This is a genomic window from Roseicyclus mahoneyensis (assembly GCF_003148775.1).
Lineage (GTDB): Bacteria > Pseudomonadota > Alphaproteobacteria > Rhodobacterales > Rhodobacteraceae > Roseicyclus > Roseicyclus mahoneyensis.
This window is the reverse complement of sequence record NZ_QGGW01000002.1, coordinates 382080-397809: the sequence shown is the minus strand read 5'-3', so window position 1 is coordinate 397809 and position 15730 is coordinate 382080. Positions and strand designations below refer to the sequence as shown.

Sequence of the window (15730 nt, the reverse complement as noted above, 5' to 3'; positions counted from 1 at the left end):
CGAAGCGGGCAATGACACCATCTTCGGCGGGCTCGGAAATGACAGCGTCCTCGGCGGATTGGGCAATGACCTGCTCCATGGCGACGCCGGAAACGACACCCTCATCGGTGGCTTGGGCGACGACACCCTCCATGGCGGTGCGGGAAACGACCTGCTGCTGGGCTTCGATGGTAGGGACGTGATCCACGGCGGCGAGGGCAATGACCGGATCGACGGCGGGCAGGGCGCTGACCGCCTCTTCGGGGAAGCGGGCAATGACACCATCTTCGGCGGGCTCGGAAATGACAGCGTCCTCGGCGGATTGGGCAATGACCTGCTCCATGGCGACGCCGGAAACGACACCCTCATCGGTGGCTTGGGCGACGACACCCTCCATGGCGGTGCGGGAAACGACCTGCTGCTGGGCTTCGATGGAAGGGACGTGATCCACGGCGGCGAGGGCAATGACCGGATCGACGGCGGGCAGGGCGATGACCGCCTCTTCGGGGAAGCGGGCAATGACACCATCTTCGGCGGGCTCGGAAATGACAGCGTCCTAGGTGGCTTGGGCAATGACCTGCTCCATGGCGACGCCGGAAACGACACCCTTATCGGTGGCATGGGCGACGATACCCTCCATGGCGGTGCGGGAAACGATGCCTTGTGGGGCAGCTTTGGCGCCGATACTTTTGTCTTCGGCAACGGGCATGGCAATGACACGATCTGGGATTTCGATGCCCTCAACCCCTTGGAAAAGATCGATCTGTCCCGGCTGTCGACGCTGAACGCCATCTCGGACATCCTTGGCCCGAACGGAGCCGCGACTCAGGTCGGTTCCCATGTCAGGATCGACACCGGTGGCGGTAACATGATCTGGCTGATCAATGTCTCGCTGGTCAATCTGGATGCGTCAGATTTCCTGTTCTGACACTCCCCCGAGAACCCGCTGGTAGACATCTTGCAAGGCGCGCGCCTGCGCCTCGGATCCCCGAAGCGCGGGGCGGTGCGCGGGCGGGGTGCGGAACCTCTCCGGTTCGGCATCGAGGATCGCCAGACAATCGGCAATCCCGTGATGATCGCTCACATCGACGACAAAACCGTTTTCGCCATGTGTCACATCCTGCCCGATCGCGCCCCGGTCCGAGGCGATGACCCAAAGGCCCAGCGCCAGCGCCTCGCGCGTGACCAGACCATAGCTTTCAGGCCAGACGGACGGCGCCAACAACACGTCGATTCTACCATAGACCTCGCCCACGGCATGGAGCGGCACACGCGGCAACAGGTTGACCGGCGTCCCGTTCCAGACCTCTTGACGGGTCTGGCCCCGCGGCAGGGCGTGATCGACAAGGAGAAGGTCCAGATTCCGGAACCGTCGCGCCTCAATCGCGGCCCGCAGGACGGAATAGCCCTTGTGCCGGGACGCACCGCCGATGAGGCCGATCCGCACACGCCCCGGCGGGCCGGGCACACGGTGCAACTCCGGCAGGGCCGAAACCCCGTTTTCCACCGTGTCGACCCGCTCGATCCCTGCCGCGCGATGAAGTTCGGCAAAGCTCTCTGACACGGCGAGGATCGCTGCCGCCCCCTTGAGGCTGCGCTGCGTGATCTTGGCGCGGTCGGGCAAGGATCCGCGCGCGCCCGACCGGAAATCATAGGTTTCCGGCGCACCATCCGAGGCGACGACAAACTGGTTGGGCGACACCCACCACCCGTCATGCAGCGTCACGACATAGGGCAGAGACCGCCGCCGAAGCCGGTCGACGATGGACCCGGTCAGCCGCTGGATGCAGTGCAGATGCACCAGATCGGGCCGGACACGGTCAAGCAAACGATCAAAGACATCGCCCATCTTGTGATCGCTGATGTCCATGTTGCTGATGGCCGTGCGCGCCGTGACGGTCCAGACCCGGACACCGTCGCGTGCCGCACAAGCTACCTCGTAGGGCGTCGTCCCGCCGTCCAAGGTGGCGATCACGTCGATCTCGTAGCTCTCTCCGTAAAGCCGCATCAGGTCGGTGATGTTGTCTTGCACCACACGCGTCGCACCGCCGATATCTTGCGGCGGGTAGAAGACATTGACGATCAGGAGCCGCGCCTTGGGCGCAGGCAGGGGCGGGCGCACCGCATCGAACATGCCGGACAGGCGCGTGCCCATCGCAGCGATGGAATAGTCGCGCATCACGACGTCTCGGGCGGCGGTCCCGATCCGGGCGCGCAGACCGGCATCATCCACCAGCCGCAGGATTGCAGCAGAGAACCCGTCCTTCCCCTCGGCCAGAAGGCCGGTCACGCCATCCTCGATCACCGCGCGATGGGTGGCGGTGGGGCTGATCACCGAAGGCACGCCAAACATCGCGGCCTCCATCCACTTGATCTCGCTTTTCGCGTCGGTGATGGGCGAGGGGAAGAGGATCGACAGATTGATGTCGGCCTCGGCCACCTCGGCGCAGAACGCCTCGAAATCCCAGATCGGCGGCACGAGATGCACATCCGGGTGGGCGGGGTCGAGATGCCGGAACTCCGGGAAATCGCCGATGATGCGGATCTCGACCTTGCCGGGACGCTTGGCCAGAACCTCGGCCAGCGCGGGTTCCAGCACCTCTGCGAATTCGGCCTTGTGGGCCTTGGTTCCCGACCCGTAGTAGATCACCAGCTTCTCGCGGTCCTTCCGCGTCGGGGCGTTTTCCAGCGCGCGCAGATGCGGCAGGCCCAGCGCATTGGGGTGCAAGAAGACTTTGCCGCTGCGCACCACACCCGCCATCGCGTCCTGCATCGTCGGGGTCGAGGCGATGCCATGCGCGCACAGCGCCATCGCATGCCGGAACAGCGGAACACCGCAAGCGATGGCGGCATGGTCCTTGGCGGTGATCTGGCCTGCATAGGTCGACAATGGCGGCGGGAAAAGCGCGGGGTCAAAGATCAGGTCGTCGCAGTCGTAAAAGGTTTCCAGCCCTTGCTGGGCGGCATCCGTGATCAGGTCGATAATCGGCAGAAAGGCCGGGACCCGCATGAAGATCACGGCATCATAGACATCCAGACGCTGACGCAAACGGTCCAGATCGAGACTGTGGAGGAACAGGTCGGCCTCAAAGCCCGCGGCGCGCAACTGGTCGATCTTCTGGTCGGCGCGGTAAAGCTTGCATTGGTAGAGATCGTCGTTGGCCAGCACGGCGACCCGCCGGATCGGGGCGCTGCGCCGGGGCGCCTCGAAGGGCGGGGTGTAGAGCGCCAGCGCACGCGCCAGCAGGGATTGCACGTCGCAGACCAGCCTCGTTTCGATATGATCGCCGAGTTTGCCCCAAAGCGCGCCAAAGACGGCGGCCCCAAGGTTGCGTCGCCGCTGCCGCAGCGCGACATCGCCGAAGATCTCGGCGGGCAGGTTGTCGCAGACATCCATCGCCTCTTGTAGCCGGTCCTGGGCCACCAGCCGTTCTGCCAGCGTGATGGCATTGGCTCCGATGTCGAAATCGGCAGGCACTGCGCGACGCAACTGGATCTCGGTCCCGATCCGGTTCTGGCGATAGGCAATATCGGCCAGATCGAGGCTGGCGCGCGGATTGTCGGGCGCACGGTCGAGAACGCGCATCAGCAACCACTCGGCCGCGCCGGGGTCGCCGCCATTGCGTTTGCGCCGCGCCAGATCAAGCAAGAAGGCCTGAACCCCCGGTTCGCCAGCATCGAACACCGACGTCCCGGGCAACGGCACCGCGTCCAGATGGGCCAGCGTCGCGGGAAGGTTCGCGTCGGCGCTCAAATCGGCCGAGGCGTCGCGGAAGGCCCCAAGCCGGTCCAGAACCGCCGGCGGCAAGGTGACATCGGTGCGCATCTTGAACCATGTCTGCGGATTGGCATGCGCGCCCGCCCGCAACCCGATCCGCGCCCAGTGGCGCAAAAGCGTCCGCAGGTCGGCGCCTTCGGGGGCGGCGATCCCGGCAAAGGCGCAGGCGGCGCGGTAGAAGTCGGGCTCCAACCGATGATCGGGATGCGGCGGGATGCCAGCGGCAAGCCCGATGTCGCAAAAATGCGCGATGGCGCTGAACCGATCCTGCGCGGGCAGGGCATGGCCCGCAGCCTCGGCCAGCGCGGCATAGATCTCATGCTCGAAGATCTTGGCCAGAACCGGCCCATGCAGCCCGCGCGCCAGCCAAAGATGTGCCTCGCTCAGGACGGCCGCATCAATGGTAACACCGGCCATCGCAAGACGGGAGGCGGCGGTCTTGGCGGTCAGATCGGGCGGGAGGTCCAGACCATGCCAGCGCCGTACGAAGCCTGCGTCCCAGTCTTCGGGCGCGCCGTCGCGGTCTTCTGCAAGGCCGAATTCGAGATAGTGGAACACGGCCTCGCCCGGTGAGGCGACGACATCGGCGACATCGGGATTTTTCTCGAGATAGGCGCCAACGCTGAACCCCTCGGCCAGTATCCCCGCCTTCTCATGCCGTCCCAGAACCTCGGCCGGGGGCCACTTGCGCGTGGCCTGCCGATACCACGCCTGCCAGTCGAACGGGCTGTCTTGACCCATCAGGCGCGCCATTCGGCCGCCCAACCGTCTCAAGGTGCGCGATGCGTCCTGCCCGATCATGTTCTGCCATCCTGTGCCCGATTGCCCTTGGGCTTTGCTTACCCGCCGCAACGGCCTCTGTCATCCGCCGCGCGGCAGCCTTGCCGCCTTGCATGACGCCATGCCGCTGCCTACAACCCGCAGCCAAGGAGGTCGCCATGCCCAAGGATCAAGTGCCCAAGCCCGTCGTGCTTTGTATCCTTGACGGATGGGGCATCGGCCCGACGCTGGACGACAATGCCCCGCATCTGGCGCAGACGCCGAATTTCGACAGGTTGATGGCGACCTGCCCGCATGCGACGCTGATCACGCATGGGCGCGACGTGGGTCTGCCGCAGGGTCAGATGGGCAATTCCGAGGTGGGCCATACCAATATCGGCGCGGGGCGTATCGTGGCGATGGACCTTGGAATGATCGACCTGTCGATCGAGGACGGATCGTTCTTCCGGGCCCCTGCACTGGTCGATTTCATCGCCACGCTGAAGGCCTCGGGCGGGCGGGCGCATGTCGCGGGGCTGGCTTCGCCGGGCGGGGTGCACTCCCACCAGAGCCATATCGCGGCTGCGGCAAGGGCGCTGACGGACGCCGGTCTTGAGGTGCTGATCCACGCCATCACCGACGGGCGCGACGTGGCGCCCGTGTCGGCGGCCGACCAGATCGCCGCACTGCACGCCGGCCTGCCCGCTGGAGCGCGCATCGTCACCATCTGTGGGCGCTATTTCGCCATGGACCGCGACAATCGCTGGGACAGGGTGGAAAAGGCCTATCGCGTCATGGTGGCGGGCGTTGGCCATGCCCAACCGGATGCGCAGACCGCCATCCGCGGCGCTCATGCCCATGGCACCACGGATGAATTCATCGAACCCGCCACGATTGGCGGCTATGACGGGATGCGTGACGGCGACGGTCTGTTCTTCGTCAACTTCCGCGCCGATCGCGCGCGCGAGATCCTTGCCGCCATCGGCGATCCGGATTTCACCGGCTTCGACCGCGGCCATGGTCCCTCGCTGGCCGGGATGTTGGGCATGGTGGATTATTCCAAGTCACATGACCGCTACATGACCACGATGTTTCCCAAGCAAGAGATCGTGAATACGCTGGCCGAATGGGTGGGCAAGCAGGGCCTCAGGCAATTCCACATCGCCGAGACCGAGAAATACCCCCATGTCACCTTCTTCCTGAACGGCGGCAAGGAACCCCCGGTGCCGGGCGAAGATCGCTACATGGCGCAATCGCCCAAGGTGGCGACTTATGACTTGCAGCCCGAGATGTCGGCCAGCGAGGTGACCGATCATCTGGTCGCGGCCATCGGCGCAGGCTATGACCTGATCGTGGCGAATTACGCGAACCCGGACATGGTCGGCCATACTGGTGACCTCAAGGCGGCCATCCGCGCCTGCGAGGCGGTGGATGCGGAGCTGGGCCGGGTGTTGGTGGCGCTGGACCACGCAGGCGGCGCGATGATCGTCACCGCCGACCACGGCAATTGCGAAACCATGCGCGACCCTGCGACGGGCGGGCCGCATACGGCACATACCACAAACCCGGTTCCCGTGATCCTTGCGGGCGGGCCTGAGGGCGCGCGCCTGCGCGACGGCATACTTGCCGATCTTGCGCCCACGCTGCTGCGTCTGATGGGCCTGCCGCAACCGCCCGAGATGACCGGAAAGTCGCTGATCGCATGATGCTGCGCGCCGCCTGTGTTGCCGTCCTGCTGCTGGCCACACCGGCGCGCGCCGAGCTTGATGCCGTGGCGACCACGGAACAGGCCGCCGAGATGCTGGAACAGGCCGCCTTTGCCCTGCTGGAGGCTGAAGGCGCGCGTGACCGTGTCGAGGCGCTGACCCAGACCGTCCGTGCCTACGAGGAGGGGCTTTTGGCGCTGCGCGAAGGCATGCGGCAAGCAGCCCTGCGCGAACAGACCATCCTTGCCGTCTTCGAGGCCGAACGTGACCGGCTTGCCCGGCTTCTCGGCGTCTTGCAAAGCATCGAGGGCGCGCCTGCGCCCTTGTTGCTGCTGCACCCCGAGGGGCCTTTGGGCACCGCACGCTCAGGCATGATCTTGTCCGATGTCACACCCGCCGTAGCCGCAGAGGCGCGCGCGCTCAGGGGACAGTTGCAGGAACTGGCCGACATCCGCGCCCTGCAGACCGATGCGCTGGACCGTCTTTCGCTGGCGCTCGACCGGGTGCAGGCCGCGCGGACGCAGTTGAGCCAGGCCATCGCCGACCGCAGGATGCTGCCCGAGAACTTTGTCCGCGACGAGACGGCGATGCTGGAACTGCTGGAAAGCGTCGACTCGCTGGATGGACTGGCCGCCGTCCTGTCGCAAGACACACCCGCCACCTCGTTCGACCTGCCCGATTTCGCCGCCGCGCGCGGCAGCTTGTCCATGCCGGTGTTGGGCACGGCGCTGCGCCGCTTTGGCGAGGCCGATGCCGCGGGCGTCACACGACCCGGGCTGGTGCACGCGACCCGGCCCCGCGCGCTGGTCACCGCACCCTGGGCCGCATCCGTGCGCTATGCCGGTCCGCTGCTTGATTACGGAAATGTCATTATCCTTGAGCCCGAGGCCGACTATCTGCTGGTGCTGGCAGGGTTGGGCTCCCTTTACGTCACCCCCGGTACAATCGTAGCCTCGGGCGAGGCGCTGGGGCTTATGCCGGGCGATCTTGAAACGGACAGCGAAGAATTGATCGTCGCAACGACGCAAGGTGGTGGCGCTGGACTTACGGAAACGCTTTATATCGAGATGCGGGAGGGGGGCGTGCCGGTCGACCCCGCCGCATGGTTCACCGCGCCCGGGCGCGACTGAGACGAAGGATGGAACACCATGAACAAGCTGATCATCGCCGCCATCGGTGGCATCGCGGGTGGGGTTCTGCTCAGCACGCAGGTGGCCGGACCGCTGATCGCGCAAGAAAGCCGCGCGAACGCGTCGGTTTACGAACAGCTTGACCTGTTCGGGGACATCTTCGAACGCATCCGCGCCAATTACGTCGAAGAGGTTGACGAGGCCGCTCTGATCGAGGCGGCGATCAACGGCATGCTGACCTCGCTCGACCCGCATTCCAGCTACCTGCCGCCCAATGATTTCGACGACATGCAGGTTCAGACCCGCGGCGAGTTCGGCGGTCTTGGCATCGAGGTGACGCAAGAAGATGGATTCGTGCGCGTCATCGCACCCATGGATGATACCCCGGCCATGGAGGCGGGCGTCGAGGCGGGCGATTTCATCACCCATGTGAATGGCGAGGCGCTGCTGGGCCTGACGCTGGAACAAGCGGTGGACATGATGCGCGGCCCGGTTGGGTCCGAGATCGTAATCACCGTGGTGCGCGAAGGCCGCGACCAGCCTTTTGACATCACCATCGTACGAGACCGTATCCGTTTGACAGCCGTGCGTGTCCGACTTGAGGGCAACACCGCGATCTTGCGCATTTCGACCTTCAACGACCAGACCTATCCCAATCTGGAACAGGGTCTGCGCGACCTGATCGCCGAGGTCGGTGGCCTTGAGAACCTCAACGGAGTCGTCATAGACCTGCGCAACAACCCCGGTGGGCTGCTGAGCCAGGCGATCCGCGTCTCGGATGCGTTCCTAGAACAGGGCGAGATCGTGTCGACCCGCGGCCGCAATCCCGAAGATGGCGAGCGCTACAATGCCACGCCGGGCGACCTGATCTCGGGGCTGCCGCTGGTGGTTCTGGTCAATGGCGGCTCGGCCTCGGCCTCGGAAATCGTGGCGGGCGCGTTGCAGGACCATCGCCGCGCCGTCGTCGTGGGCACCAACAGTTTCGGCAAAGGGTCTGTGCAATCGATCATGCCGCTGGCGGGTGATGGCGCGATGCGGCTGACCACATCGCTTTATTACACGCCATCGGGCCGGTCGATCCAGGCACTGGGCATCGCACCCGATATCTTGGTCGAACAGCGCGAACCGGTCGAAGTGGATGAGGATGCGGCCGAGGCTCAGACGCGCCGCAACGAGGCGTCACTGCGCGGTGCGATCCAGAATTCGACCCTGACCGAAGATCAGCGCCGCCAACTGGAAGAAGAACAGGCCATCGCCGAGGCGACAGCGACTCTGCGCAACGAGGATTATCAGCTGGCATACGCCATCGACATCCTGACCGGGCTGAATGCGCTGGGCCCGCGCGCGAACTGACCCGTGACGCCCGAGGATATCGCCCGCCTGCCCTATCGCCCCTGTGTGGGGGTGGTGCTGATGCACCCAGACGGGCGGGTTTTTGCCGGGCAGCGGTCGGACATGGAAACGCCCGCCTGGCAGATGCCGCAAGGCGGGATCGACGCAGGCGAAACCCCGGTCGATGCCGCGCTCAGGGAATTGCGCGAGGAGACGGGCGTCAAAAAGCGCCATGTCACCGTTCTGGACGAAACGGCCGAATGGCTGCCCTATGACCTGCCCGCCGAGGTGCTGCCTTACCGCGGCAAGTTTCGCGGACAGACCCAGAAATGGGTGCTGATGCGGCTCGATGCGGGCGACGAGGTGATCGACCTGAGCCATGAGGATGTGGAGTTTTCCGATTGGCGTTGGATGACCGGCGCAGAGCTGCTGTCGCTGATCGTGCCCTTCAAGCGGCCGATCTACGCGGCTGTGCTGGGCGAATTCGGGCTGGCCTGAGCGGGGGCGGGAAATCCCGTCTAGGGCGGCCCGGGCCTGCGGTGTAATGTGGCGATGCTTGCTCCCGCCCCGAGTCCCGCCATGCGCGCCCTGTTCCTGTGCTTCGCCCTTCTTGCCGCAGGCCCCGCCGCGGCCCTATCGTGCATGCGGCCCGAGATCGCCACGAGCTTTGCCATGGCTGCCGAAAGCCCGGATGATTTCGTCCTTGCCGTCGGGCGTCTGGTCCGCAGCGGCCCCGACCGCACCGAGGGCGTGCCCGGCCCGAACCCCGGCGAACGGGGCAGCTACAGTTTTGCCGCCCGGTTCGAGGGCAATCTGGCCAGCCCCCGCGGCTTCGACATTCCGCGCAGCTTCGATGTGACGGTCGAGGTGGAATGCTTCTCGGTCTGGTGCGGCAGCCCCTCGCTGGGCGAGAATGGCCTCTATTTCTTTCGCCGCGACGGGGCCGATGACCATGCCTTGATCGCGGGGCTGTGCGGCGGGTTCCATTTCGGCAATCCGACCCCGGCGCAACTGCGGCAGATCTTGTCACTGGCCCGGTGACAGAGCGGAGGATAGAACCCATGCGCCACATCGCCACCACCGCCCTGCTTGGCCTCGGCCTCTGCGGCCCCGCCGCTGGTTTCATCTGCCCCGAGCTTGATCCGGTGCGGGATTTCGCGGCCATCGCCTCGGCGCCGGAGAGTTACGTCGTGGTGTTCGGCACCCTGTCCGTCACCGGAGAGCAGCGGGAAACCGGCCGTTTTGCCGTCGCTCCGGCACGGGTTGTCGGGCGCCAACTGGGACGCAACGGGTTTGCGCGCCGGGTTTCTCTGGAGTTCGAGCTGCGGTTCGAATGCACTGCGCTGTCCTGTCCGATCCTGGGAACCGGTGGCGAGGCGCTGGTGTTCCTGCGCCGTGAAGCGGCAGGTTTGGTGCTGGAGTCGGGGTATTGCAGCCGGAATGAGCATTACGGCGTCGACCCGGCCACGCTTGAGGCGGTCGCGGCATGTCACACACGGGGCGCCTGCGGCGGCTGATGCCCGCGCGCGTTCGGACTCCACGTGAGAACAAAACGTGAATATACTCCTATTCCATGGGATTCGCGGAACTCTCCATCACCTCGAACTTCACCTTCCTCACCGGCGGGTCGCACCCCGAGGAGCATGCGCGGCGTGCTGCCCTGCTGGGACTGTCCGCGTTGGCGATTGCCGATGTAAACTCCGTCTCGGGCGTGGTGCGCGCCTGGTCCGAGCTCAAGAAGATCGCCGCCGACATCGCCGATGCGCAGGCCGCGCGTGCCGATCTGACCGGCCCGCCGAAACCCACGCATCTGCCGGACCCGCCGCGCGCGCCCATCGACCATCTGCCGCGCCTCTTGCCTGCGGCTTGCCTTGTGCTGATGGGTGGCATGACATTGACCGCCCTGCCGCGCGACCGGACCGGTTGGGGCAACCTGTGCCGCATCCTGTCGGCGGGGCGGCTGCGCGCGGACAAGGGCGATTGCCACCTGACCCCCGACGATATCCTGCGCTTTCCCGAGGGGCTGGACCTGCTGCTCCATGCCCCCGACCGGCCCTGCGCGGACTGGCAGCGCGATGCCGCAAGGCTGATCGCGGCCTTGGGGGCACAGATGCACCTGCTGATGGCGCCTGCCTATGACGGACAGGATGCCGCAAGGCTGGACCGCGCTGCGCGGCTGGCCGTGGCCCTTGGCCTGCCGACCATCGCCTCGGCCCGGCCGATCATGCACCACGGGGCAAGGCGGCGGCTGACCGATATCCTGACATGCATCCGGGAAGGGTTGCGGATCGAGGATCTGGGCACCGCCGCGCAGGCCAATGCCGAACAGCGCCTGCGGTCCGAGGGGGAGATGCGGCGCATCTTCAAGGGGCATGAGGGCGCGGTGGACCGTGCCGCGGCGCTGGCCGAAAGGCTGGAATTCGACATCGCCAGCCTGCGCTACGAATACCCGTCGGAAATCGCGGATGGCGAAACCGCCGCTGGCCGGTTGCAACGGCTGGCACAGGCGGGCCTGCATTGGCGCTACCCTCAGGGCATCCCCGAGCGCGCGCAAACCCAACTGGCCCATGAGCTGCGCCTGATCGGCAAGCTGGGCTATGAGCCTTATTTCCTGACCGTCCACGACATCGTGGCCTTTGCACGCTCGCGCGGCATTCTGTGCCAGGGGCGTGGGTCGGCGGCCAATTCGATCACCTGCTACGCGCTGGGCGTCACCTCGGTCAGCCCGGAAATCGGCACCATGGTCTTCGAGCGATTCGTATCCGAGGCGCGGAACGAGCCGCCCGACATCGACGTGGATTTCGAACATGAACGCCGCGAGGAGGTGATCCAGCACATCTACGAGCGCTACGGCCGCCACCGCGCAGGGCTGTGCGCCACGGTCATCCACTACCGCGGCAAGCGCGCCGTGCGCGAGGTTGGGCGCGCCATGGGCCTGTCCGAGGATGTGCTGTCGGCTCTCAGTTCCCAAATCTGGGGGTCATGGTCCAAGACCGGGCCGGAAATCGCCCGGATGCGTGAAATAGGCCTCGACCCTGACAGCCCGCGCCTGAAGCAGACGATGCAGCTGATCGAGGAGATCATCGGCTTTCCCCGCCACCTGTCCCAGCATGTCGGCGGCTTTGTCATTACCGAAGGGCGGCTGGACGAGCTGGTGCCGATCGAGAACGCAAGCATGGAGGATCGCACCGTCATCTGCTGGGACAAGGATGACATCGACGCGCTGGGCATCCTCAAGGTCGATGTTCTGGCGCTGGGGATGCTGTCGTGCATCCGCAAAGCCTTCGACCTGCTCAAGCAGCACCATCAGACCGAGTATACGCTGGCCACCCTGCCGCCCGAGGACCCGGCGGTTTACGACATGGCGTGCCGGTCCGATACGCTGGGCGTGTTCCAGATCGAGAGCCGCGCACAGATGAATTTCCTGCCGCGCATGCGCCCGCGCTGCTTCTACGATCTGGTGATCCAGGTCGCCATCATCCGCCCCGGCCCGATCCAGGGCGACATGGTCCATCCCTTCATCCGGCGGCGGAATGGCGAAGAACCAGTCAGCTTTCCCTCCGACGATCTGGGGCGGGTCTTGGGCAAGACGCTGGGTGTGCCGCTGTTTCAGGAACAGGCGATGCAGATCGCCATCACCGGCGCGGGGTTTACCCCGGACGAGGCTGACCGGCTGCGCCGCTCGCTCGCCACCTTCAAGAAACATGGGAGCGTGTCGGATTTCCGCACCCGTTTCCTGCGCGGCATGCGCGCCAATGGCTACGATCAGGATTTCGCCGAACGCTGTTTTTCCCAGATCGAAGGGTTCGGCAGCTACGGCTTTCCCGAAAGCCACGCCGCCAGCTTTGCGCTGCTGGTCTATGCCTCCGCATGGTTGAAACGGCATCACCCCGGCATCTTCGCCTGCGCGCTGCTGAATTCGCAACCGATGGGCTTTTACGCCCCCGCCCAGATCGTGCGCGACGCCCGCGAACATGGGGTGGAGGTGCGACCGGTCTGCATCAACCGATCCCGCTGGGACACTGTTATGGAACGGACCGAGCGCGGCGATCTGGCGCTGCGGCTGGGGTTTCGCCAGATCAAGGCGATGCGCGAGGAGGAAGCCGATTGGCTGACGGCGGCGCGCGGCAACGGCTACACGGCGGTCGAGGATGTGTGGCGCCGCGCAGGGCTCGCGTCCAAGACACTGACCATCCTGGCGGAAGCCGATGCTTTCGCGTCACTGGGCATCTCGCGGCGCGATGCGCTTTGGGCCGCGCGCGCGCTGACACCCAAAAAGGAACTGCCGCTGTTTTCCGGCGATCTGGACGGCGAGGGGATCGTGGAACCCACCGTCTACCTGCCAAAGATGACCGAGGGCGAGGCGGTGGTGGAGGATTACGTTGCGATGCGCCTGACGCTCAGGTCACACCCGGTGGCACTGATCCGCGACAGGTTGAGCCCCGGCATAGACCCCCGCCTGCTCACATCCCGTATTTCTCACGGCGTTCACCAACCTGTTTCATCACTTTAACCAGTTCTTGACTGATTCCGGGCTCCGACAGGGCGTGACCCGCCGCCTTGATCATGTGCAACCGTCCCGCAGGCCAGCCTGACAAGAGTTTATGCGCCGAAAGCGGCGGACAAATCATGTCATAGCGCCCCTGCACGATGGTGCCGGGCACCTGCGCAATACGGTACAGGTCGCGCAGGATCTGACCATCCTCCTCTAGAAAACCTTTATTTGCGAAATAATGGTTTTCCAGCCGCGCAAAGGCCCGCGCATATTCCGCCGGGCTCTCACCACCGCCCCCGTCACTCTCCATCGAGGCCAGCGCATTTTCCCATGACGCCCACGCGCGCGCATAGCGCGTTTCCACCATCAGGTCCCCGGAAAACAGGCGGCGGTTGTAGGCCGCGATCAGATCGCCGCGTTCCTCCTCGGGGATCAGCGCGCAAAACCGCGCCCATTGGTCGGGCCAGAACTGCCCCGCGCCGCCGCCATAGAACCAGTCAAGCTCCCGCTGCATCGACAAGAACACGCCGCGCAGCGCCAGATAGGCGACGCGGTCTGGATGGGATTGCGCATAGATCAGGCCCAGCGTGGCGCCCCAGCTGCCGCCAAACACCGCCCAACGCTCGATCCCCAACGTCATGCGGATGCGCTCGATATCGGCCACCAGATGCCAGGTCGTGTTCGACCGCACGCTGGCGTGGGGCCGCGACCGGCCGCAGCCACGTTGGTCGAACAGGATGATCCGCCATTGTTCCGGGTCGAAGTAGCGACGCATCGCCGGCGAACAGCCACCACCCGGCCCGCCGTGCAACACCACGACCGGCGCGCCGTCAGGATTGCCGCATTGTTCCACGTAGATGTGATGCCCGTCGCCCACATCCAGCATACGCTGATCGAACGGGTCGATCGGCGGAAACAGGTGCGCAACTGCGCGCTTTTGGCCGGAGAACTTGTCCATGCCGCTCCTATATAGATCGGGTGACGCGGTCCGTCGGGCCCAAAGTGACAGAATGCGAGGGGATATTCCATGGCAGAGGTCAATCAAACCGTCGACAGCGGCGAAATCGCCAAGTTCGAAGCGATGGCCGCCGAATGGTGGGACCCGAACGGCAAGTTCAAGCCGCTGCACATGCTCAACCCGACGCGGCTTGACTACATCACCCGCCAGATCGCCGCGGAATTTGGCCGCGACCTGAAGGCACCCCGCCCGTTCGAGGGGCTGCGTCTGCTCGACATCGGCTGCGGTGGCGGGCTTTTGTCGGAACCGATGGCGCGACTGGGCGCGACCGTCGTGGGCGCCGATGCAGCACCACGCAATATCCCGGTGGCGCAGGTTCATGCCGAGCAGTCGGGCCTGTCCATCGACTACCGCCACACGACGGCAGAGGCTCTGGCTGCCGATGGCGAACAGTTCGACGTGGTGCTGAACATGGAGGTGGTCGAACATGTCTCCGACCCTCTGGCCTATCTGACGGCCTGCCAGCAGCTTTTGAAACCGGACGGGCTGATGATCTGCTCGACCATCAACCGCAACCCGAAAAGCTTCCTGATGGCGATCATCGGGGCGGAATATGTCATGCGCTGGCTGCCAAAGGGCACGCATGAATGGCAGAAATTCATCACGCCCGACGAACTCTATGACCTGATCCGGCAGGCTGGACTGGACCCAGTTGACCGCAAGGGATTCGTCTTCAACAAGCTGACTTGGACGTGGTCGATTTCGGACAGCGACCTTGGCGTGAATTACGTCACCGCGTCGGTGAAACGCAGTTAACCCTCATTCTCCAGCCGCAGGCGCAATTCGCGGATCACCGGGATTGCTGCCCGAACACGGTCGGCCCCGATCTCGCGCACACTGTCGGACAAGATGGGCGCGATGGCCGACACCGCGGCCTCACGCGCGCGGCGGCCCGCGGGGCTGATCGACACCATCTTGCGGCGTGCATCATCCCAATCGGGGCGGATGTGGATGTACCCCGACCATTCCAACCGATTCAGCGTATTGGTCATGGCACCGCGTGTGACGTGAAACACGCGCGCCAATTGCGCCGGAGATTTCTCCTCGCTCGACGCGACAAGGTGGTTCAGCACGGAAAAATGGCTCAGCTCCATGCCCTTGGGCAGGGCACGGCTCAACCGGTTCCTGGCCAACTGGTCGGCCATGAACATTTCGCTGAACAATGCGACCGACAGGGGATCGTCTGGGGATGCCATGCCGCGCAGTAGGCCATCGCCTTGCCCCTCGTGGCAAGCGGCGAAGGGTCGCAAGTGGTTCAGGACGCGGCCAAAAGCGGGTCGAGTTTCCCGTTGCGATCCAGCGCCGCCATATCGTCATAGCCGCCCACATGGGTGTCGCCGATGAAGATCTGCGGCACCGTATGCCGGCCATTCGCGCGAGCCATCATTTCCTGCCGCTTGGACGGGTCGCGGGCGACATCGTATTCGACGTAAGCCGCGCCCTTATCGGCCAAAAGCCGCTTTGCCGCATGGCAATAACCGCACAGCGGCGAGGTGTAGATCTCGATCGTCGGCATCGTGGCACATCCTTTTT

At 65.1% G+C, this 15730-nt stretch carries 13 protein-coding genes; 9 read left to right on the top strand and 4 right to left on the bottom strand.

Annotated elements, in window-relative coordinates; genetic code table 11:
* Window positions 1-907, top strand: a 907-nt coding sequence (locus tag C7455_RS20095; RefSeq protein ID WP_281269404.1) for a calcium-binding protein, incomplete at its 5' end; no start/stop codon positions are given.
* Here C7455_RS20095 and C7455_RS06785 read toward each other — a convergent pair.
* A complete protein-coding gene (locus C7455_RS06785; RefSeq protein WP_170119015.1) occupies window positions 890-4510 on the bottom strand; it encodes a glycosyltransferase in 3621 nt (1206 codons plus the stop codon). The two genes, C7455_RS20095 and C7455_RS06785, sit on opposite strands and share 18 nt — an antisense overlap.
* A gap of 185 nt (window positions 4511-4695) precedes the next feature.
* Between C7455_RS06785 and gpmI the strand changes: the two genes are divergently transcribed.
* From gpmI to C7455_RS06750, 7 genes are all read left to right on the top strand, one after another.
* Window positions 4696-6222 carry a 2,3-bisphosphoglycerate-independent phosphoglycerate mutase gene (gene gpmI / locus C7455_RS06780; protein WP_109666743.1) on the top strand — a complete coding sequence of 509 codons (1527 nt, stop codon included), beginning with the start codon at window positions 4696-4698 and terminating at the stop codon, window positions 6220-6222.
* Window positions 6222-7352 carry a murein hydrolase activator EnvC family protein gene (locus C7455_RS06775; protein WP_109666862.1) on the top strand — a complete coding sequence of 377 codons (1131 nt, stop codon included), beginning with the start codon at window positions 6222-6224 and terminating at the stop codon, window positions 7350-7352. Before gpmI ends, C7455_RS06775 begins: the two co-directional genes overlap by 1 nt.
* 18 nt (window positions 7353-7370) lie before the next feature.
* A complete protein-coding gene (locus tag C7455_RS06770; protein WP_109666741.1) occupies window positions 7371-8705 on the top strand; it encodes a S41 family peptidase in 1335 nt (444 codons plus the stop codon).
* A gap of 3 nt (window positions 8706-8708) precedes the next feature.
* Complete coding sequence (locus tag C7455_RS06765) at window positions 8709-9182, top strand: RNA pyrophosphohydrolase (protein WP_109666740.1); 474 nt, start codon at window positions 8709-8711, stop codon at window positions 9180-9182.
* An 81-nt stretch (window positions 9183-9263) separates the two neighbouring features.
* Window positions 9264-9725, top strand: coding sequence for a hypothetical protein (locus C7455_RS06760; protein ID WP_109666738.1), 462 nt, complete (start codon window positions 9264-9266; stop codon window positions 9723-9725).
* 20 nt (window positions 9726-9745) lie between these two features.
* Window positions 9746-10201, top strand: a complete 456-nt coding sequence (locus tag C7455_RS06755; protein WP_109666736.1) for a hypothetical protein — start codon at window positions 9746-9748, stop codon at window positions 10199-10201.
* 56 nt (window positions 10202-10257) lie between these two features.
* On the top strand, window positions 10258-13197 hold the full coding sequence (locus C7455_RS06750; RefSeq protein WP_109666735.1) for an error-prone DNA polymerase: 2940 nt from the start codon (window positions 10258-10260) through the stop codon (window positions 13195-13197).
* Here the strand turns inward: C7455_RS06750 and pip are convergent.
* On the bottom strand, window positions 13148-14137 hold the full coding sequence (gene pip / locus C7455_RS06745) for a prolyl aminopeptidase (protein WP_109666733.1): 990 nt from the start codon (window positions 14135-14137) through the stop codon (window positions 13148-13150). The two genes, C7455_RS06750 and pip, sit on opposite strands and share 50 nt — an antisense overlap.
* 69 nt (window positions 14138-14206) lie before the next feature.
* Here pip and ubiG point away from each other — a divergent pair, with 69 nt between their 5' ends.
* On the top strand, window positions 14207-14953 hold the full coding sequence (ubiG, locus tag C7455_RS06740; protein WP_109666731.1) for a bifunctional 2-polyprenyl-6-hydroxyphenol methylase/3-demethylubiquinol 3-O-methyltransferase UbiG: 747 nt from the start codon (window positions 14207-14209) through the stop codon (window positions 14951-14953).
* Here ubiG and C7455_RS06735 read toward each other — a convergent pair.
* A complete protein-coding gene (locus C7455_RS06735) occupies window positions 14950-15393 on the bottom strand; it encodes a MarR family winged helix-turn-helix transcriptional regulator (protein ID WP_109666729.1) in 444 nt (147 codons plus the stop codon). The genes ubiG and C7455_RS06735 overlap by 4 nt on opposite strands.
* 59 nt (window positions 15394-15452) lie before the next feature.
* Window positions 15453-15713 carry a glutaredoxin 3 gene (grxC, locus tag C7455_RS06730; protein ID WP_109666727.1) on the bottom strand — a complete coding sequence of 87 codons (261 nt, stop codon included), beginning with the start codon at window positions 15711-15713 and terminating at the stop codon, window positions 15453-15455.
* Window positions 15714-15730: the final 17 nt, after the last annotated feature.